The sequence below is a fragment of the Pararhizobium antarcticum genome (genome assembly GCF_001885585.1).
Lineage (GTDB): Bacteria > Pseudomonadota > Alphaproteobacteria > Rhizobiales > Rhizobiaceae > Pararhizobium > Pararhizobium antarcticum.
In genome coordinates, this window is the sequence record NZ_LSRP01000121.1 from 1 (window position 1) to 19,464 (window position 19,464).

General features: G+C 59.1%; 15 protein-coding genes and 1 pseudogene. 6 read left to right on the plus strand and 10 right to left on the minus strand.

All coding sequences use genetic code 11. The features are described from left to right. The first annotated feature begins 90 nt into the window (after positions 1-90). Positions 91-936: a ferritin-like domain-containing protein gene (locus AX760_RS21785; RefSeq protein WP_071835120.1), complete on the plus strand. Its 846-nt coding sequence runs from the start codon at positions 91-93 to the stop codon at positions 934-936. Between the two features lie 252 nt (positions 937-1,188). Here the strand turns inward: AX760_RS21785 and AX760_RS21790 are convergent, their stop codons facing one another. Both AX760_RS21790 and AX760_RS21795 read right to left on the minus strand, forming a co-directional pair. Further along, the gene (locus tag AX760_RS21790) at positions 1,189-1,710 is read right to left on the minus strand and encodes an RrF2 family transcriptional regulator (protein ID WP_071835121.1); all 522 of its coding nucleotides are present in this window, start codon (positions 1,708-1,710) and stop codon (positions 1,189-1,191) included. Between the two features lie 82 nt (positions 1,711-1,792). Then, the gene (locus tag AX760_RS21795; RefSeq protein WP_071835122.1) at positions 1,793-3,028 is read right to left on the minus strand and encodes an NnrS family protein; all 1,236 of its coding nucleotides are present in this window, start codon (positions 3,026-3,028) and stop codon (positions 1,793-1,795) included. A 291-nt stretch (positions 3,029-3,319) separates the two neighbouring features. On the opposite strand from AX760_RS21795, the gene AX760_RS21800 reads away from it, so the two are divergent. The 4 genes and pseudogenes from AX760_RS21800 to AX760_RS26870 all read left to right on the plus strand — a co-directional run bounded on the left by AX760_RS21800 (position 3,320) and on the right by AX760_RS26870 (position 5,628). Next, positions 3,320-4,030 carry a Crp/Fnr family transcriptional regulator gene (locus AX760_RS21800; RefSeq protein ID WP_071835123.1) on the plus strand — a complete coding sequence of 237 codons (711 nt, stop codon included), beginning with the start codon at positions 3,320-3,322 and terminating at the stop codon, positions 4,028-4,030. 126 nt (positions 4,031-4,156) lie between these two features. After that, positions 4,157-4,594 (plus strand): pseudoazurin, encoded by a 438-nt coding sequence (locus tag AX760_RS21805; RefSeq protein WP_071835124.1) that lies wholly within the window; start codon positions 4,157-4,159, stop codon positions 4,592-4,594. A 286-nt stretch (positions 4,595-4,880) separates the two neighbouring features. Next, positions 4,881-5,473, plus strand: a pseudogene (locus tag AX760_RS21810) (TIM barrel protein); the annotation flags it as partial. Further along, positions 5,437-5,628, plus strand: a complete 192-nt coding sequence (locus AX760_RS26870) for a hypothetical protein (protein WP_071836293.1) — start codon at positions 5,437-5,439, stop codon at positions 5,626-5,628. The pseudogene AX760_RS21810 and the gene AX760_RS26870, both read left to right, overlap by 37 nt. 29 nt (positions 5,629-5,657) lie before the next feature. On the opposite strand, the gene AX760_RS21815 is transcribed toward AX760_RS26870, so the two are convergent. After that, on the minus strand, positions 5,658-8,171 hold the full coding sequence (locus AX760_RS21815) for a CoA transferase (protein WP_071835133.1): 2,514 nt from the start codon (positions 8,169-8,171) through the stop codon (positions 5,658-5,660). A gap of 25 nt (positions 8,172-8,196) precedes the next feature. After that, positions 8,197-9,882, minus strand: a complete 1,686-nt coding sequence (locus tag AX760_RS21820) for a GMC family oxidoreductase (RefSeq protein ID WP_071835125.1) — start codon at positions 9,880-9,882, stop codon at positions 8,197-8,199. A 152-nt stretch (positions 9,883-10,034) separates the two neighbouring features. Here AX760_RS21820 and AX760_RS21825 point away from each other — a divergent pair, with 152 nt between their 5' ends. Next, the gene (locus tag AX760_RS21825) at positions 10,035-10,982 is read left to right on the plus strand and encodes a LysR family transcriptional regulator (protein ID WP_071835126.1); all 948 of its coding nucleotides are present in this window, start codon (positions 10,035-10,037) and stop codon (positions 10,980-10,982) included. A 493-nt stretch (positions 10,983-11,475) separates the two neighbouring features. Here the strand turns inward: AX760_RS21825 and AX760_RS21835 are convergent, their stop codons facing one another. The 6 genes from AX760_RS21835 to AX760_RS21860 form a co-directional block, all read right to left on the minus strand. After that, positions 11,476-11,871 carry a RidA family protein gene (locus tag AX760_RS21835; RefSeq protein WP_083531280.1) on the minus strand — a complete coding sequence of 132 codons (396 nt, stop codon included), beginning with the start codon at positions 11,869-11,871 and terminating at the stop codon, positions 11,476-11,478. A gap of 45 nt (positions 11,872-11,916) precedes the next feature. After that, a complete protein-coding gene (locus AX760_RS21840) occupies positions 11,917-13,725 on the minus strand; it encodes an ABC transporter ATP-binding protein (RefSeq protein ID WP_071835128.1) in 1,809 nt (602 codons plus the stop codon). 2 nt (positions 13,726-13,727) lie between these two features. Beyond that, a complete protein-coding gene (locus tag AX760_RS21845) occupies positions 13,728-14,591 on the minus strand; it encodes an ABC transporter permease (protein ID WP_425348881.1) in 864 nt (287 codons plus the stop codon). Next, positions 14,588-15,529 (minus strand): ABC transporter permease, encoded by a 942-nt coding sequence (locus tag AX760_RS21850; protein ID WP_071835135.1) that lies wholly within the window; start codon positions 15,527-15,529, stop codon positions 14,588-14,590. Before AX760_RS21850 ends, AX760_RS21845 begins: the two co-directional genes overlap by 4 nt. A 30-nt stretch (positions 15,530-15,559) precedes the next feature. Beyond that, positions 15,560-17,077, minus strand: coding sequence for an ABC transporter substrate-binding protein (locus AX760_RS21855; RefSeq protein WP_071835130.1), 1,518 nt, complete (start codon positions 17,075-17,077; stop codon positions 15,560-15,562). Between the two features lie 77 nt (positions 17,078-17,154). After that, positions 17,155-18,636 (minus strand): M81 family metallopeptidase, encoded by a 1,482-nt coding sequence (locus AX760_RS21860; protein ID WP_071835131.1) that lies wholly within the window; start codon positions 18,634-18,636, stop codon positions 17,155-17,157. Positions 18,637-19,464 lie beyond the last annotated feature (828 nt).

Here is a 19,464-nt window from a genome sequence, read left to right on the forward strand (position 1 = left end):
AAATATAGCAGATGAATGTTTTTGTATTGATGGACCAGGGGCCGTTCGGCGCATCTCCGCCATCGCGCCAGTCAGTCAAGGGGACCAGAAATGCCGGAAACGACGCAACAACCGTGGCGGGTAAGATCCATGCCGGACCTGATCGCACTTGCGCGGGCTATGGAACAGGATGCCGTGGCCGGCTACCGAGCGCTGGCCTCCCGGATGCGGGACGAGAACCGAGCGGATCTTGCCGCCGTATTCGACCGGTTGGTGGCGGAAGAGCAAGGCCATCTCGAAATGGTTGACAGATGGAGCGCCGATACGGGCGGTGAGATTGCCGCCATGCCTGTCCTGATGCCCGAAGCATCGTTCGATGACGAGGGGGCCGGTGTTGTGGCGCCAGAGCTTCTGAGTTCCTACAGAGCATTCTCCATGGCCGTGCGTAACGAGGAACGGGCCTTCGTGTTCTGGTCCTACGTCGCCGCGCATGCGCCGTCGCATGACATGCAAATAGCGGCGGAGCGCATGGCGAAAGAGGAGTTGGGCCATGTGGCCACGCTGCGCCGTGAACGCCGGCTGGCCTTTCACGCGGGTCGCAAGGCTGCGCCCAAAGCGGCGAACGTCGATTTACCGATGCTCGAGATGCAGTTGAACGATCATCTCGAACGGATTGCGGCGATGCCGATGGCAGGGGAAAAGTTTCGGGCGCTTGCCGCTGCGGCGCGACACCGGGCGGCAGCAATGAAGGCAATCCCGTTTGTCGGCACCCCCTTGCTAGACAACCTGCCCGAGCCTGTGTCGGGGCAAGCGGTATCGCTCAGCGAATTTCTGCTGGACTGTTACCTCGACCTAGCCGAGCGTGAGAAAAAAGAACAGCCTCGCTTGCAGGCGCAGGCCTTTGCCGGACAATTGATCGACAGTCTGCAGCAACTGCGCGCGCTTCCGGTTCCGTAACGGGCCAGACGCGCGGATCAGTCTTCGACAACCCCGCCAGCACCGGAACCAGGCCGGCTGCAGCCGTCGCCATGGTCGTCCAAGGTCATGTAAAGTCTTCCAAGGGGCGGGCTCTTGCCTGGAACACCCGGGCAAAGGCGAGGACCAGGGTGTCCCTCGTTTGCGCTGTTTGCTGCAGATCTGCTGCGGATAGCATTGACTTGCGTTCGGCAGATTGTTTGTGCTTCGACATGTTTGGACAGTGCCACCAGCCTAATGTTGCTGCTTCCCAGCCATGGGACCGGCCGCGACACCCTCGGGGCCGCTCTTTCCCGAAACCATGTTCGTTTCGGCAAGCTGCAAGTTCTTCTCAACGACGCGCAAGCCGAAATCATCCGGATTTCGCACAAGATCCTGCAGCGTGTGGCGATCCAGCACCGATAGGAACGCGCCCAGCGCATCGGCGATCACGCCGCGCAACCGGCAGCGGGGCGTGATCCGGCAACGGTTGGCCGATCCGAAGCATTCCACCAGGGTAAAATCCCGTTCCGTTGCGCGCACGATATCGCCGAGCCCGATCGCTTCGGGCGGCCTTGCCAGCGTCAGTCCACCGGTCCGCCCCCGTACCGCCTTCAAAAACCCCTGTCGGACCAGATGGTGGGCGACCTTCATCAGGTGCGCCCGTGATATGTCGAAGGCCCGGGCCGTCTCCTCGATGGTCACCAGCCGGTCTCTATTGGCGGCTGCCATCATCATCAGGCGCAGCGCGTAGTCGGAAAAGGCCGTTAGTTGCATCGTCTCTCCAGCGCGGGCGGATCGGAAACTCGCATGGCACGATACCAGCAAACCCGCGCCAGCGACAAGGTTCGGTTCCGTTCTATGCGCTCTGCCCGCGAGCATCTCGTCGCACTCTGAGCAGCATCGGACCGCACTCCCAGCAAAACAGCATGAAGGCAAGTATCCAGAACAGTCCGGCCAAAGCGATCAGCAGATCGTAGAATTCCGGCAGGACATTGGCCAGCGGCCGCAGCAGAGCAGCCAGAATGATCGCAGCATAGGAGACGGTCGTCATCGGCGAGGCGGTCAGCACCCGCCCGGTATGGCCGCGGGTGACGCGGTTCATCATGGCGATCATCATCGAGGCGACGGCTCCGACCGACAACAGATGCAGGACCGCGTATTCGTCGATCACCCCAAGGGCCCCGAGCGCAATGCCGAACAGGCCGAATATGACAAAGGCATAGGCACTGTGCAGGATCACAAGCAGTTTTTCCGGCCATGTTGTCCAGCCGCGCCAACGAGCGAGACGGACCGCGTGCAGCAGGCCGGCAATTGTCGCCAGCACCGCCGTTGCGGCATGCTCGGGGGCCAGCACCCAGGCGCAGAGAGCGATCAGGCCGGCGAGCAAGGCGATCACATCGAAGCGGTTGTGCGGCACGGGGAATGTCGTGTGGCCGGACTTGTTTAGCCAGTTGCGGGTGAAGCTCGGGATGATACGGCCACCTATGATCGTGATCAGCATGACATAGACGGAAACCGCCAGCCGGTTGGCGAACCCCGAATGGTCTTGCCCGATAACCGCATAGTGAAAGAGAATATTGGCGATCGACAGGGCCGCGAGGCTGGACACGACCTTAAGATCGCTCCATTTACGGCCGGCCACCACCTCCCGGGCACAGACGAACAGCAGCGAAGGCAGGAACAGCACATCGACAGCGGCAGCCATCGTAGCCCCGATCAGGGCGGGCGACAGCATCGCCAGTCGCCCGGCAGCCCAGATTGCAACCAGCACCATCAAGGGCTGACCGGAGACTGGCAGCCGGCCGGTCCAGTTGGGAACCGCCGTCAAGAGGAAGCCTGCAAGGATTGCCGGGGTGAATCCGAACAGCATTTCATGGGCGTGCCAGTGGGCGGCGCCGTAGTCGCCGCCCACTGGCACGCCGAACATCATCGCGGCGATCCAGAGCGCCATGGCACTTACGGCCCAGAACCCGCCGCCCAGAAAGAATGGCCGGAAGCCGTAGGAAAACACGATAGGCCCGGTGGTGGCGAGACCACGCGGGACGGCCTGGTGCTTTGGCAAGGGCGTTTTTTCGTGAAGTTCCTGGTTCATTTACACACTCCGCATCGGGTGGTGTCTGTTCTTGATGAAAGGCATGACTACAGGCAATCTGGGGACCCCTTATTGCGAAACATCAAGGATGGATCGATCGCACGCGCTTCGGCACGGAACCGCGGGTGAACGAGAACGCTCATTCGCGTTCAAGCCAGACCGGATAATCGGCGAATTTCATTTCACCCAATCGATATCGTTGGGGTCCCAACTGGGGAGGATTGATGCACTTTGCGCTTACCCAGAAATGCCGATACAACGCCGAGAAAGTGATCGTTTGAAGGATCCGTCGTGGCGGCAATAGACAAGACATTGGTCAGGGCGCTCTCCTTGTTCGACAACACGAGCGATTCCAACCTTGATCAACTCCTCGGCTGGGCAGTTTCACGCCGTGTTCCTCAAGGAGAGGCAGTATTCGAACAAGGCGGGCTTGCGACGCATTTCTACCTGCTGTTGCACGGGCGCCTAAAAGTTGTGCAGGTTACTGCCGACGGCCAGCAGATTATTGTCCGCATGGTGCATCCGGGAGATTTGTTCGGATTTGCAAAAGCGCTCCAGCGTGACGACTATCCCGGAACGGCGATCGCTGCGGCGGAAAGCGTTGTGCTCGTCTGGGCTACCGACATGTGGCCGGTTTTTGTCGAGCAGAATCCGGCATTGGCAATCGGGGCAATGCAGACCATCGGCCAGCGGCTGGCGGAAGCCCATACCCGCATTCGCGAAATGTCGACCCAGGAGGTGGAACGCCGCATCGCCCATGTTGTTCTTCGTCTGATAAAGCAGGCCGGCAAGCAGGAAGAAAGCGGTATACGCATCGACTTTCAGATATCCCGCCAGGACATAGCCGAAATGACCGGCACGACGTTGCACACAGTTTCCAGGGTTCTCAGCGCTTGGGAAAGGAAAGGCCTTGTAAAAGGCGGGCGACAAAAATTGCTTGTTCTGGACCCAGTCAGGCTCTCGCAACTGGCTGAGGGCGTTGGAGAATCGAAAAATACTTGAGTTTGTGACTTAAAGAGGCATTTAAAATGAATCTAATTGCGTTAAGTCAATCAGGCCCTCGTTAGATCAGCATAGCCTCATCTCCCTAACCACCGGACGGGATGCCTGTCCTCAAGGAGAGTTGAAATGCGCTTCGCTTACACATGTCTTACGAGTATTGCCCTGCTTGCCGCCCTGACTACGACGGTCGTTGCCGCAGATTTCGAAGTCCACATGCTCAACAAGGGTGCCGACGGTGTCATGGTGTTCGAACCGGTCCTGAGCAAAATCAATCCCGGCGATACGGTCACCTTCATCCCGACCGACAAGGGCCACAATGTAGAGACCGTCAAGGGCATGCTTCCAGACGGTGCGGAAGCGTTCAAGAGCAAAGTCAATGAAACGACCAAGGTGACGTTTACCGTTGCCGGCACCTATGTGATCAAATGCACGCCCCATTACTCGATGGGCATGGCAGCTGTCGTTGTCGTGGGGGATGCAGCCGTCAACCGCGAAGCAGTCAAAAGCGCAAAGTTCCCCAAGAAAGCCGGTGAACGCGTCCAGGCGGCCTTGGCCAAGCTCTAACAGTTAATGTTTTTCAACCTTCGCCAAAGCAGCCTTTTATTGCTCGGGCGCCGCTATATCGAACTGTGAACCGGAAAAACATCTGAGTGGGTCTTGGAGGTTCTGACCCAGACCCACTTCCTGACTGGTAAGCGCAGGGCCGGTGAAAAGCGTGTGGCATTGCAGCGTTGCCTGCTTGTTTCTATCGGAACGACTTCGACGCCGCCCTAGCGCACGATATATGAGCGCCAGTCGATTGGTTCTAAACATCGCTGTGAGTTTTTGGTCGCACCTCGATTGATGCCCGGTGGCGGATGACGAAGATGCTGACAGGCTACTGCGATCTGCTCGTGAAACGGCACAGGTCGGCAAGCGCCTTGGCGTTGCCCGCTCGAATTTGCACGGAACCGGTTTGGGGTGAGCAGGAGGGCTGCCTCTGCGGCCAACCGAGGACCTCACTGGCAGCATGTGGCTGAAAGCCCATGATACTCTGCGCGTATCGCCGATATGGCAGATGAGGAGAAGGTCGTCTTCACCTTGGAAAACCTGAACCTGCCTGTCGATCATCCCGGCACGCCCATTGGTCGGGCAGCAAACACGCTGGCACTGGTTTCTTCCGTCCGTCACCCTCGGCTGAAGCTCTATCACGTGCAGATTGGAGAGGGTAATCTCATTGAAACCTGCCGCGCCTACCTGCCATGGATCGGCGAAGTGCAGGTGGCTGACGTACCGAGGCGATGTGAGCCGGGTACCGGCGAAATCAACCACCGGGCTATCGCCCGCGCTCTTTGTGAAATGGGATATCGCGGTCCAGTCGGTATGGAGGCTTACGCGAAGGGCGATCCGGAGCAGGCACCGAGGAGTTGGCACCTGATCTGTGGGAAGGCTGGCGCAAGCTGATCCAGGAGTATCGGCTGGAGATCGAGCATTTTGACCTCACCGTCAAGCTGAGCCCGGGCGATGCGCCGGAAGACAAGTCCGGCGTCGTCGCAGGTCTGCTGGAACGCAGCGTGCTGGACTGCACCGTCTTCACAGGTTCTTGTGCCAAACAATGAACAATCTTGCGGTAAGCGCACAGTGAAACTTAGCTTGGAAGGTATTTGCGGCTCCAGGAAATACTGGCCGTTCCGGAAACGATCATGCTTTCGATCTCTTCTGCATCGCAACCATGCTCGGTGAGCACATGTATCGTCGATGCTCCATACTTCTCGGCCGGAAGCAAAGAGTTGACCCTCGCAAGGCTCGGGCGCACGGCGAAAGGATCGAGCTGGGTGACCACGTGGCCGCTGGGGTGGTCGGGAAATATCGAGAAGGAATAGCTGCCTCTGTCAGTGCCGGGCGTACCATCCGCCACCCTCGCACTCCGGCTCCGGATGCTCTCGAGATTTTCGCAAAGCGCTGCTCCTATGTCGGCGTCGATGAGGCGCTTTTGCCAGCTCTCGGCTGATGCTGTGGCAAAGGCTTTCGTAAGATATGCTTCGCGGTCGGATAAAGGTATCGAGGGTAAGTCGTTCAATCCAGTTACATTTGCGAAGCGCGAAAGATCCGCCTCGGAAGCAGCGAGTACGATTGACCCTTCATCCAGCGTCTCATAAATCCGGGAAAGCGCATTGAAACCCTTTGTTTCGCGGCCTGCAGGCTCGTCGAACGGCGGCCTGCCATCGTAATCGTAGCAGAACGGGATCTGTGCCAGGCCGCTCAGCGCCGATAGCGAGGTCCGGGGCCTGCCGACAACGCCGGTCGTCGATTTCTGGTAAAGGGCGGACGCAATGCCGACTGCAGCACCGAAACCGCACATGACATCAATCGTGCCGACATGAGCATGTTCTTCCGGGGTCTGCATCGATCCACCGAACCGCAGCATGATGCCAGTAGCAGCCTGAACCAGATCGTCATAGCCGAGATAGTTGGTCCTTGGACCAGTGCAAACGCCACCGAAGCAATCGAGTTGGCAGAAAATCGCCTGCGGGTTCAGCGCCTTCAAGCCGTCGAGGTCCAGCCCCATGGCGTTGACCTGCCGATCGGTTGCATTCCAGACGATGACGTCCACCGACTTTACCAGTCTCTCGAATGCAAGGCGCCCGTCGGGCGAGCTGACGTTCAACAGCGCAGACTTCTTGCCGCGCATATGGGACATGCCGAAGATAACCGTGTTCCAGCAGTCGTAGAAGGGCTTTGCCGGATCGATCTTGATGACCTCCGCGCCAAACCGGGCGAGATAGGCGACAGAATGTGGGCCGGCAATGACGTTGCACAGATCGAGCACCTTTATCCCGTCCAGCCATCCGGAAGGGGTGTCGAGCGTTGGCGCCGGCAGTTGCGGGGCTTTTGTTGACCGCAATCTCGCCAAGGCTTCTGCGACACTCCCCCATGCGCGCGGGGCAGGGGTGAGCATGGCTTGTGCGCTCTCATTCAGCCAGACTATTGGCCCCGGCTGGGTCATGCGACCAAAAGCGGGATCGTCGACTTCGATCATAAGGCCCGCCGTTTTGGCATGCTCGTCGGCAAGCCACTCCTTGAGCCAGCGTTGTGGCGCACCGGGGAAAAGTCCTTCGCCGAACACATACTCCCACTCAGCTGCCGTTTTTGTAAGAAAGACCGCCTTCATGCGACCGGCGACTTTGTCAGCCCAGAATTTCGGCAGCGGATAGACGCCAAGCGAAACGTCGGACGACCATTCGGAAACCGGAAGATAGGTGTCTTCCTCCTCGCGAAGACCTTCTGCCAACAGTTCGTCGTAGAGACCAAGAGTCTGCAGGCAGCGCCTGGCGTGGTTCTTGTGGCTCGGGCAGACCACATAAAACATCCGGCCATCGCTACACTCGAAGCTGCGATAGAACGGATCAAGGAACTCCTGCAGATCGTCATAGGACATGTCCATCGGCAGGCCTTGGCTGCGACGCCGCTCGATCTCCTGTTCGCGCTGCGTCTGGTAGCGCAGAGGGTAATCATCGATCTTGATCGAATTGTAGGACAGGCCTTCCATAACCGCAGCGGCAAGCGGGACCTCGATATGATCGCCGTTTCCTGTTCGCTCGCGTGACTGCAGCGCCAAGAGCGCAGCGGACGCTGCCAGCATGGTGCCATAGGCCGACGCCAGCGGAAGCGGTGAGAAGGACGGATTGATACCCATAAGGACGCGGTTCAGGCCCATGTCGGTGAAGACGCCGGATGATGCGGCAATCACGGTTTCGAATGCCCGCCAGTCACGGCGCAATTGATCGTTCGAGGCGAAGCCGGGGATCGAAACACTGATCAGTTCCGGCCGTCCCTCACGCAGCGCCTTGACGTCGATGCCAAGTCGCGCCAGCACGCCGGGCCGGAAATTCTCGATAACGATGTCGGCTTCGGCCACAAGTGATCTGGCCTCTTGCAGACCCGCTTCGGTCTTCAGGTCGATCACGACGGTCAGCTTGTTGCGGTTGAGAATGGCGTTTGCGGGATTGTCCCAGAACGGCCCCGACGGTGGATCGATATGCACGACTGTCGCACCGAGATCGCCGAGAATCATGGCAACGGCCGGACCGGCAATATACTGGCCGAAGTCGATGACACGGACGCCGAACAGCGGCAAGGCAGAACGAGATTTCGATGTCATGGCGTGGTCCTCCGAAAGCCTGTCTTCAAGCATGGCTCTGCGCATCGCAAATGATCCAGTGCGCTGCCTTTTCGGCGATCATCATTGTCGGGGCACTTGTGTTGCCACTGGTGATGGTCGGCATGACACTGGCATCGACGACCCTCAGACCGTCAATGCCGCGGACGCGCAATCGGCTGTCGACCACGGTCATCTCGTCCTCATTGCGGCCCATCCGTGCGGTGCCGACCGGATGGAATATGGTGTTCGCAATATCGCCCGCGAGTTTGGCCAGTTCGCTGTCGCTCTGGAACTCGATGCCGGGCTTCCATTCGATTGGCTGGTATTTGGCCAATGCCGGCTGGCTGACGATCGTCCGGATCTGGCGGATGCTGTCGGCAGCGATCTTGCGATCCTCATCGGTGCTCAGGTAGTTCGGTGCAATCGCCGGAGCCTCTCCGCGGCGATTGGATCTTACATTGACGCTCCCACGACTTGTTGGATTGAGGTTGCAGACGCTGGCTGTGAATGCCGGTACGGTGTGCAGCGGCTCGCCAAAGGCATCCAGGCTCAGCGGCTGAACGTGATATTCGAGATTGGCATGCGCCTGGCCGGGATCGGAGCGGGTGAACGCGCCGAGCTGCGACGGTGACATGCTCATCGGCCCGCTGCGCTTCAGCGCATATTCAAGCCCGATCATGGCTTTGCCGAACAGGCTGTTGGCAAGCGTGTTCAGTGTCTTTGCGTTCCGCACTTTGAAAACGGCACGGATCTGCAAATGGTCCTGCAGGTTCTGGCCGACGCCAGGGAGATGGTGCGCGACAGCGATATCCGCCGCTTTCAGCGTTGCCGCAGGGCCAATACCGGAGAATTGCAGAATTTGCGGTGATCCGATGGCGCCTGCCGAAAGAATAACTTCGCCTCTGGCTCTTACCGATACGCGCTGGTTCCGGCGATAGAGGGAAAGGCCGATGCACCGTTTGCGTCCATCCTGCCCGGTTTCGACGATCAGCTTGTCGACTTCCGCTTCCGTCCAGATCGAAAGGTTTCGGCGATCGCGGATCGGGCGGAGAAAGGCCTTCGAGGTATTCCAGCGCCAGCCGGCCTTTTGGTTGACCTCGAAATAGCCGACGCCTTCATTGTCGCCACTGTTGAAATCCGGAGAGCGCGGAACGCCGGCCTGCACTGCTGCCTCAGTGAAGGATTCGAGAATGTCCCATTTGAGGCGCTGTTTCTCGATCCGCCATTCGCCGCCGTGGCCGTGCATATCGGAGAAGCGGCTGTTGTCGCCCGTGGCAGGGTCTGCTCCCGCATCCAGTCGGTAATGGTCTTCATGCGCCTTGAAATCCGGTAGTGCGTTTTCCCAGGACCATGCACGATCACCGGTTTGTGCTGCCCAGCCATCGTAGTCGCGGGACTGGCCGCGCATGTAGATCATGCCGTTGATCGAGGAGCACCCGCCCAGCGTCTTGCCGCGCGGATAACGGAGCGAACGGCCGTTCAGGCCTGCTTCCGGCTCGGTCTTGTAGAGCCAGTCGGTGCGCGGATTGCCGATGCAATAGAGATAGCCGACGGGGATATGTATCCAGGGATGATTGTCCTTCCGCCCGGCTTCGATCAGCAGCACGCGCTTCGAGGAGTCGCGGCTCAGGCGATTGGCCAAAAGACATCCCGCTGAACCTGCGCCGACGATGACGTAGTCAAAGGTATCGGCATCTGCGCCCATGTTCATGCCAACGTCCTCACGAAGCTGAATGAGAGACTGTTCGGATTATAAGTTGTGGCGTATTCTACGGACATATCGGTCCTCCCACCGCCATATAAAGGCTGTCCATTTCGAGAATCCAATGATAAATCCAATAGAGTATTATAAGAGAAATTTATATGGCTGATCCTTTGGACCTGAAATTGTTGCGTGCATTCGTGGCGGTTGCCCGGGAAGGCAACGTCACCCGTGCCTCGGAATTGCTGCATCTTACCCAACCTGCTGTCAGCCTTCAGCTTCGACGCCTGTCAGAAAACGTCGGCCTCGCCCTGTTCCGGCGAACGGCCAATGGGCTTGAACTCACGAGGGATGGTGCACTGCTCGCCACCAAGGCCGAGCAGGTCATGGCCTCGGTCACGGAGTTCAGGCAGACCGCCTGCCATCTGACGGCCCAATTGCGGGGCAAGCTAAGGATAGGCACGATCATTGATCCCGACTTTACACGACTGGGAGCGTTACTGCAGGCTCTCGTCGAGAGTGGTCCCGCCATCGAAACCGAATTGCGCCAGGGGATGAGCGGTGAGGTCGCGTCCGGATTGAAGAGGAGCGAACTGGACGTTGGCTTCTTTCTCGGAGATCTCGACGATTTCGGAACCAGCACCCAGTCCGCAGATATTGAGCAAGATGCCCTTTTCTTTTTGGTGCCACTTTCGCGCCTGATCTACCGTGTGGTGGCTCCCCCGGCCTTCGCTGGCATCGTCGCAGGGCGCGGGTGGAAAGAGCTCTCCGAACTTCCCTGGATCGGCACACCGGCGGCTTCGGTCCATCATCGTTTACTAGCAAAGCAGTTTGCCAGCCTGGGCCTCAGGCAGAATGTCGTCGCGCTCGTCGATCAAGAGAGCTCGATGCTTGCCATGGTTCGCACAGGACTTGGTCTCAGTCTCTGCCGCGAATCCATCGCACTCAACGAGCGACAGGCAAACGGCCTCGTTATCGCCGAGAACGTCAAGCTCGAAACCTCTTTGAGCTTTGCCTGCCTGCGCGCACGACGATCAGAGCCGAATGTCGCGCTGGCTTTGGAAGTGATGGACAGGATCTGGCCCAGCAATTCGTCCCAGTTAAAGTGACAGCGAAGCCCCTCGCACGCTTTCATAAATTTGCGGATGCTAATTTTGACCTGTCAGTACCTTAGCTCCACAAATAGGCTTGTCTGATGTTCAATAAGTAATTGTTATTCAATAATCTTTTCCACTGCTAACGCGATCGAGGGCACCTGCTCGTCGCCATTTGGCAATCCCGAAAGCAGGAGACCGACCGGCATAGCTTCCGACATCCGCCTTGTAAGATCTGTTACGGTGAACTGGACGAATACCGGGAAGAACGCTTGCGTGGCCTCCGACAAGATGAGCGACAGGCGACGTCCTGGCGCAGTCACGTAGACCGAACAATCCGGAATTCTGATAGTCCTTCAGTATCAAGCAGCACGCCTCCGTTTTGATTTCCGAGCGGCGCGAGCAGGCAGAATTCCTCCGTGGCGCCCGCGGATCGACTGGACGAACCCTGCCGAACTCTGGCGCTGCGGCTGGTATGCTCTTCTCCCGGACTACCAGTTCAGCTATGTCAAATCAGCGGCTTGTAGGCGGTTACATCCATCTCGACCTTTATGTCTACCATCATCGGTGACTGGACGGTCGAACGGGCGGGCGGATGATCGATGAAGTGCTTCTGGAATACGGCGTTGAAACTCGAGAAATCGCGGGCGTCATCGAGCCATACGTTGACCTTGACCACGTGTTCCAGCGTGCAGTCGGCCAACGCCAGCACCGCCTTGATATTGGCGATCACCTGTTCGGTCTGGGCAACGATGTTGCCGGTGATGACCTCGCCATCCACCGTCGGAACCTGACCCGACACATAGACGAAATCTCCGGCGCGCACGGCTTTTGCAAAGGGGCGGCGCTGGCCGCCCGCTTGGGCGTCGGCGACGTCGTAGCGGATGAGGTTTTTGTTGCTCATGGGTGTGTCTTTCTATGCCGGAAGGTTAGGGGCGCAGGTGCTGGATCAGGATGTCGTGACCTGCACGAAATGACCGGGCGATACTTCCCGGTAGCTGCGTTTTGGTGGAACGTATTCGAACGGCCTGACGGGACTCTTGATCTCTTCGGTGAGTGGCTCAGGTCTTAGTCCCCGGCGAACAGGATCCGGTACCGGCACCGCCGATATCAGCCGGCGCGTATAGGAATGCTGTGGGTTGTCGAAGATTGCCGCCCGAGGTCCGATCTCGACGATCTCACCCAGAAACATAACCGCGACGCGATGGCTCATCCGCTCCACCACTGCCATGTCGTGGGAAATGAAGAGATAGGCAAGACCATGCTTTTCCTGCAGGTCAAGCAGCAGGTTTGAGACCTGGGCTTTGATCGTGACGTCAAGCGCCGAGACCGCCTCATCGGCAATGATGAATTTCGGATTGAGCGCCAGCGCGCGAGCGATCGAGATACGCTGGCGCTGACCGCCGGAGAATTCGTGCGGATGGCGATCGGCCATCTTGGCCGGCAGGCCGACCTGTTCCAGAAGCTCTGCAACCCAGGTCTTTGCATCCCGCCGCCCCATCAGGCCATGCGCGAGGATGGGCTCGGCAATCGCCGAGCCGACGGTGATGCGAGGGTTGAGCGAGGCAAACGGATCTTGAAAGATTATCTGCGACATGCGGCGCATGGTCCGCAATTCACGGGTGCCGGCTTTGGTCACATCCTGCCCGCCGATGACGATGGTGCCCGCCGTCGGGCTGATCAGCCGGATGATGGCGCGTCCCGTCGTCGACTTGCCACAACCGGATTCACCGACCAGAGAGAGCGTCTCGCCTGGATGGAGATCGAAGGACACGTCTTCGACCGCATGGACACGGCCATGCGGTAGGTCGAAGCGCACGGAGAGATTAGCAACCTTGAGGATAGGGCTGGCGGTTTGCGCGACAGGAGACATCTCGCGCCCATCGACCGCGTTGCCGGTTGATGCATCGACCTCCGGGAACCGTTTGGGTGCGGAAGCGGCACCCATCGTGCCGAGACGCGGGATCGAAGCGAGCAAGGACTTCGTGTATATCGCCTCGGGGGAAGCGAAAATCTGGCCCGTCGGGCCGGTCTCAATCATATCGCCGCGGAACATGACAACCGTGCGGTCGGCGATCTCCGCCACTACGCCCATGTCGTGGGTGATAAACAGAACGCCCATATTCTCCTCACGTTGCAATTCGCGCAGGAGGTGGAGGATTTCGGCCTGAATCGTCACGTCGAGAGCGGTCGTCGGTTCGTCGGCGATCAGCAGTTTAGGACGGCAGGCGAGCGCCATAGCGATCACCACCCGCTGGCGCATGCCGCCAGAGAACTTGTGCGGATATTCGTGAAGCCGTGCCTTGGCCGCGGGGATGCGCACGCGCTCCATCAGTCGCACGGTTTCAGCCTCGGCCTCCTTCCACGAAAGGCTGCGATGTAGGACCAGCGCCTCGGCAATCTGGTTGCCGATGGTGAAGACCGGGTTGAGGGACGTCATCGGCTCCTGGAAGATCATGCCGACCGAACCACCACGGACCGACCGCATCTCGGCTTCGGTGGCGGCCAGCAGGTCCTTGCCGTCGAGCAGGATGCGGCCTTCCGTGCGGGAACGGCCGGCCGGCAAAAGCCGCATCGTTGACAGCGCCGTGACGCTCTTGCCTGAGCCGGATTCACCGACGATCGCGACCGTCTCGCCGGCGTGGACATGCAAACTGATGTTGCGGATGACGGCATTCCAGCCGTCCTTCGTCTTGAAGGATGTCGTCAGGTTCTCGACCGAAAGGACCGGCCGGCTAGTGGTCGCTGTGTCGGTCATGATCAGCTTTCCTTGGCAAGACGCGGATCGACAAGATCGCGCAGCCCATCGCCCAGCAATTGCAGGGAGAGCACCGAAAACACGATGGCGAGGCCTGGAAACACCATCAGCCATGGAGCATTGTTCATATATTCACGGCCGGAAGCCAGCATCGTGCCCCAGGTCGGCATGTCGGTGGAGACACCGACGCCGAGGAAGGAAAGGCTCGCTTCCGCCAGCATCGCCGAGGCAAAAACGAAGGTCGATTGCACCAGAATGGGTGAAGCGAGATTAAGCAGCACGTGGCGGGTCAGAATTCGCCAGGTCGGCAGGCCCATGGCGACGGCCGCCTCGATATAGGGTAGTTCCCGCAGCACCAAAGTCGACCCGCGGACGATACGGCCAAGACGCGGCGCATAGGTGATGCCGAGCGCAAGGATCACCGTGGTGAGCGAAGGCCCGAGCGCTGCGACCAGCGCGATGGCAAGCAGGATATCCGGGAAGGACATCATCGCGTCGAGGAGGCGCGAGATCGGCGCATCGAGACTGCGGAAGTAGCCGGCCGCAACGCCGAGTATAACGCCAAGTACGGTCGAGATGGCGACGACGCCGAGGCTGACCAAAAGCGAAATGCGCCCAGCGAAGATTGCACGGGAAAAAATATCGCGGCCAAACTCGTCTGTGCCGAAGAGGTTGATCATCGACGGCGGCTTCAGCTTGTTGACGATCGAGAGCTTGTTGGGCGCATAGGGCGCAACCCAGGGCGCGAGGATCGCAGCCAGCACGACGATCACCAGGATGATCGCGCCGCAAAGCATCGCCCGGTTGCCGAGCAATCGGCGCAGCCCCGAGGCAAAGGGCATGGAAACGGCGGCCATCGTGTTCATAGGCGCACCCGCGGATCGACCAGAATGTAGAGCATGTCGACGATGAAGTTGATGAGAACGTAAATGGCGGCAACGACGAGCAGCGCGCCCTGGATGACCGGATAGTCGCGGCGCAAGACGGCCGAGACGACGAGATTGCCGATACCGGGAAGGCCGAAGACGGTTTCCGTCACCACCGCGCCGGCGACGAGCATGGCGACAGAGAGCCCGATGACGGTGATGATCGGGATCATCGCGTTCTTCAACGCATGCTTGAGGATGACGCGGCCTTCTCCCGCCCCCTTGGCGCGTGCGGTGCGGACATAATCGTCACCGAGAACGTCAAGCATGGAGGCGCGGGTGAAGCGGGTAATCAGCGCCGAGTTGACGACGCCGAGGGCCACGGCCGGCAAAATCAGATGATGCAGCCGATCGAGAAACGGTGTCCCGGGGCCGCCGTAGCCTGATGCTGGAAACCATCCCTGCCCAACGGCAAAGATCTGGATCAGCATCAGTCCGAGCCAGAAGCTTGGTACGCTTGCCGCCACCATGGTCAGCGTTACGACAATCTGGTCGAAGATCGTGCCGCGCTTGACGGCCGACAGGATGCCGACCGGCAGTGCGATTGTGACCGCGATCAGGATCGAGAAGAGGGTCAGGAAAAAGGTCGGTTCGGCACGCGCGGCAAGCGCCGTCGTCACCGGCTGATTGAGGAAGATCGATTGGCCGAGGTCGCCCTGCAATATGCCCATAACGAACTGGCCATATTGCATGATGAGCGGCGCATCGAGCCCCATGCGTGTGCGCAATTGCGCGATGTCCTCCGGGGTCGCATCCGACCCCAGCATGACAGCGGCAGGATCGCCGGGCGTTACACGGACGATGATGAAAACCACTGTCACGACGAGGGCAAGGACGATGGCCATGCCCCCCAGCCGTCTCAAAAGTGCCTGTGCGATCCTTGCCATAGCCGGTTCCTTGTTCCTGGCTTACTTCTTCGGGCTCACGTTCCAGAAATGCGGCCAGTAGGTCGGCTCATACCCGGAGACGCCATTGGCGAGACCCGAAACGGCATTGAAGTTTCCGACCTTGTAGAGCGGGGCATCGTCGTAGATGACCGTCTGGATGCCGTCCCAGGCTGCCTTCTTGGCCTCGTCGGTCGTGGCATCCATATAGGCGGCGACGGCCTTGGTCTTCTGGTCGGAAACATACCAGCCGGGATACGCATCCGTGATCGTATTGATCGTCGTCGGGTCACCCGGGAAATTGGAGTGGGTGATGAAGATGTCCCACTGGGTTGAATCCGCCCGGCGCGTAGTGAGCGTTGCCCAGTCGACCACCTGCAGATCGACCTTGAAGCCGGCGGCTTCGAGATAGGCTTTGGCGACTTCGCCGATCTTGTAGTGGAATTCGTACTGGCGGCTGGTCATCAGGCGCAGCGGGGTGCCGTCATAGCCGGCGTCCTTTAGCAGCTTTGCTGCTGCCTCCGGATCGCCTTCGCCGTAGCGCGCGATGCCCGCTTCGGTGTGCCAGAAGGAGCCCTGCGGAAAGATCGAAGCATCGACGCTGAAGAACCGCTCATCGGAGAAGGCGGCGAGCATCATGTCGTTGGGGTTGAGGGCAGCCTGCACTGCCTGGCGCAGTTCCTTCTTAACAAGCAGGCCTTCCTTCATGTTCATGTTCATCGAAGCCCAGCCGGCATCCTTGAAGATGACCGGCTTGGCGTTGCCGCTCCCCTCGACGCGCTCAAAGGCGCTGACCGGCAGCGAATCTGCATAGTCGAACTGGCCGGAAATCAGGCCTTCGACGCGCGTATTGGCATCGGGCACCGGTACGAAACGGATTTCCTTGGCGATCGCTTCGCGCTTGCCGGCATAGTTGCTCGGTACGCCTTCCGGAGAATTGTAACCGTCGAAACGCACGAGTTGCGTATATTGGTCGGGCTTGCGCTCCTTCAGTGCGTAGGGGCCTGTGCCGACGAATTCGGTCAGCGTGTCGGCGATCTTTTCCGATGGAAGGATGACCGACGCCTGCGACAGCGTTGCGAGCAACGGCGCGTATCGGGATTTGAGCTTGAAGACGACGGTGTGATCTCCGTCTTCCGTCAGGCTTTCGACCACTTCGGCGACCTGCTTGCCCTTGGAATTGATCGCCATCCAGCGCTTCAGGGAGGCGGTGACGTCCTTTGCATCGAAATCGCTACCGTCGTGAAATTTCACGCCCTGGCGCAGCGCAATGGTATAGGTCAGGCCGTCCTCGGAGAGTTCCGGCATGCCGGCCGCCAGAAGCGGAACCGACTTCCACTCGGCATCATATGTATAAAGCGTCTCGAAAATATGCTGGTCGATGGTCAGCACGATATCGGTCGGCGTCTGCATCACGTCGAGCGTCGGCGGTTCGCCGATCGTTGCGACGGTCAAAACGCCATCACTTGCCTGGGCCAGCGCCAGGCTGCTGGTGCCGGCAAGCGCCGCCAGCGTCATCAGAACGAGTGCACTCTTTTTCATGGTCTTCCCCTTGTTGTCTTAAAGTGTTGTCTTAAAGTGGTCAGAGCTTCCGGCCGGTTTTCCTTCCGGCCTGAAATTCAGGCATCCAGTCCCAGCGGATCGGCAACGCGTGGCCAAATTTGGAGGCTAGCCTTGCGATAGGGCGTCGTTGCAGGGTTGGTCGGATAGGACGTTGGCGCGGTGATATAGACAATCTCCGACGAAACCGGCTGAAAGCCCGCGTAAAAATGGTTGGTCGATTTGATCAGCAGATACGACTTTTCCGCGAAATCGACGCCCTGGTTGGCAAAGATGTCCGGCTCGTAGGTCTGGGTACGGCTGGTAATCAACACGATATCGATATGGGTGCCCACTGGCCGGACAACCGCAGTGCTACCGAGCGTCACATGGGAATTTCGAAAACTCTGCCATCCTGTTTCGAAAACTCGTTCAACGGTGACGCGCAGGTCGAGCGGCGCGCCACCCTCGGGGCCGGATTTGCCGCCGACGCGCAGACTAAGTTCCGCACCTTCCCCAGCCGCATGGCAGAATGTCACCGCGATCGGGTCCCAAATCGCCGCAACTGCAAAGTCGTCCATGCCGCGTTCCAGCATCCGGCGCAGGATATGGGTTGCATCACCCGCGACACCGCCGCCGGGATTGTCCCAAACGTCCGCGATTGTCACCGGCTTGTCAGGATGTGCCACGCGGACCGCAACCGCCTTGTCGAGGCCGGCTTCTGTATCGAACATCGGCATCGCTGTTTCCCGGCGAAGGCCGTAAAGCTCGCGGCCAAGTGCGGCGGCCAGCACGTCGCCCTTTGCTTTGTCGTTGTCGGTTACGACCACTATGCGTGTGCCCATATCGGGTAGGTCGCCGGCCATGAAGCCGTGGATGATGGAGGCAGAAAGGATGCCGTCCTTGCCTTCCATCGCCTGAATGCGATCGACAAAGGAGCGCATCGGTTCGCGACTGGTCGGGAAAATCGTTATCATGCGGCAATCGAACGTGGAGATGACCGGCCTGATTTTGCCACGCAGCGCTTGCAGCGCCAGTTCTACTACATGCTCGCCACGCTGTTCGAAATCCGTATGCGGGAATTCCAGGAAGGCCGCCATGATGTCGAGATTGGCAACGCGTAACGCGGTCAGATGACTGTGCGGGTCGAACTCCGCGGCGATCAGCACGCCGGGGCCGACGATGCTGCGGACACGCGAGAGGAAATCGCCTTCCGGATCGTCATATCCTTGTGCGGCCATTGCGCCGTGCAGACCAAGCACCACACCATCGACCGGAAGTGCTGCCGTCAGTTCGCCAAGGATCAGGTCGCGCAGCGTCTCGTAAGTCTGGCGCTGGATCAGCCCGGCCGGCTCCGCCCAGCAGGAGGTGCCTTCGACCACAGTAAAGCCCTCTTGCCTGCCGCGGCGTCGCAAAATCGGGACAACGGAAGAACAAAGGGTTGGAGTATCTGGATGCTCACCCGGACCGGCATAGAACGCCGCCTTAAATGCGTTCATATCCGTCGGAACGGGAGAGAACGTGTTGGTCTCGGTTGCCATCGAGGCGGTGAAGATGCGCATGTTGCTTATCCGGATGGGCACGGTTCAAAATTGCCGTCAGGCATTCGAGGGCCGTTACCCACATTGCTTGAATTGTGTTTGTTTGCCGGAGCAGGCCCCTTTGGGCGCTCTCGGAGGCTCCTAGTTCCAGTTTGTCAGTCCACCCTGCACCATTGTGGTGTAATTTATTTTCTTAATAATGCGCTATTATCCGTAAAAGTCAATGATATGACGGTTTTTTGCGCTCAAATATGTAAATTGTTTTCACTCTGGCGAAAATTCTGAAAATTTTCAGGTTTTCAGGTCCGAACATTCCTTAACTGAAAATGAGCATCAGAAACCGGCGCCCATTTTCACGGTCCGGGCCAGTGAACCGGCGGACGGTGTCATGCACATGAAATTTTCGGTCCGTATCACGGAGCCATCGCGTGCTGTTTCCGCGCGATGGAAGAGGCCAGACGGTGCAGATGCGGTTCAAAAAGGCGGTATTGCCGCCGGGAGGATGCACAGGCTGGATCATCACTCGCCCGGTGACTGGCGCCTGCGATCATGCGGTGGTTGCCACCTGTTCTTTATTTTCGCCGGACGGGCTACGTTCGTTGATGCGTCCCCGCATTATGCTATCAGAGCAAGGGCGGGTGAAATTCATTTTCATCGACGTGCTTGTTTCGTGTGGCTGCCGGTTTGGGAGAAGACTGGATGGATCTGTTTCACGCACTTTCCAATGAGGACGGCAGGCTTTCGAGCCTGGAAGCGAAGCTGGCGCATTTCTCGTTGGAGAACGTCGATTTCGTTGTCAATTCCTCGATCTCCGAGCTGGCTGACCGCGCTGGTGTCTCTCCTCCTACC

Bases quoted from the DNA above. Each gene is read 5' to 3' on its own strand.
- AX760_RS21785 (WP_071835120.1), top strand. From the start codon at position 91: ATGCCGGAAACGACGCAACAACCGTGGCGGGTAAGATCCATGCCGGAC.
- AX760_RS21790 (WP_071835121.1), bottom strand. From the start codon at position 1,710: ATGCAACTAACGGCCTTTTCCGACTACGCGCTGCGCCTGATGATGATG.
- AX760_RS21795 (WP_071835122.1), bottom strand. From the start codon at position 3,028: ATGAACCAGGAACTTCACGAAAAAACGCCCTTGCCAAAGCACCAGGCC.
- AX760_RS21805 (WP_071835124.1), top strand. From the start codon at position 4,157: ATGCGCTTCGCTTACACATGTCTTACGAGTATTGCCCTGCTTGCCGCC.
- AX760_RS21815 (WP_071835133.1), bottom strand. From the start codon at position 8,171: ATGACATCGAAATCTCGTTCTGCCTTGCCGCTGTTCGGCGTCCGTGTC.
- AX760_RS21820 (WP_071835125.1), bottom strand. From the start codon at position 9,882: ATGAACATGGGCGCAGATGCCGATACCTTTGACTACGTCATCGTCGGC.
- AX760_RS21825 (WP_071835126.1), top strand. From the start codon at position 10,035: ATGGCTGATCCTTTGGACCTGAAATTGTTGCGTGCATTCGTGGCGGTT.
- AX760_RS21835 (WP_083531280.1), bottom strand. From the start codon at position 11,871: ATGAGCAACAAAAACCTCATCCGCTACGACGTCGCCGACGCCCAAGCG.
- AX760_RS21840 (WP_071835128.1), bottom strand. From the start codon at position 13,725: ATGACCGACACAGCGACCACTAGCCGGCCGGTCCTTTCGGTCGAGAAC.
- AX760_RS21845 (WP_425348881.1), bottom strand. From the start codon at position 14,591: ATGAACACGATGGCCGCCGTTTCCATGCCCTTTGCCTCGGGGCTGCGC.
- AX760_RS21855 (WP_071835130.1), bottom strand. From the start codon at position 17,077: ATGAAAAAGAGTGCACTCGTTCTGATGACGCTGGCGGCGCTTGCCGGC.
- AX760_RS21860 (WP_071835131.1), bottom strand. From the start codon at position 18,636: ATGCGCATCTTCACCGCCTCGATGGCAACCGAGACCAACACGTTCTCT.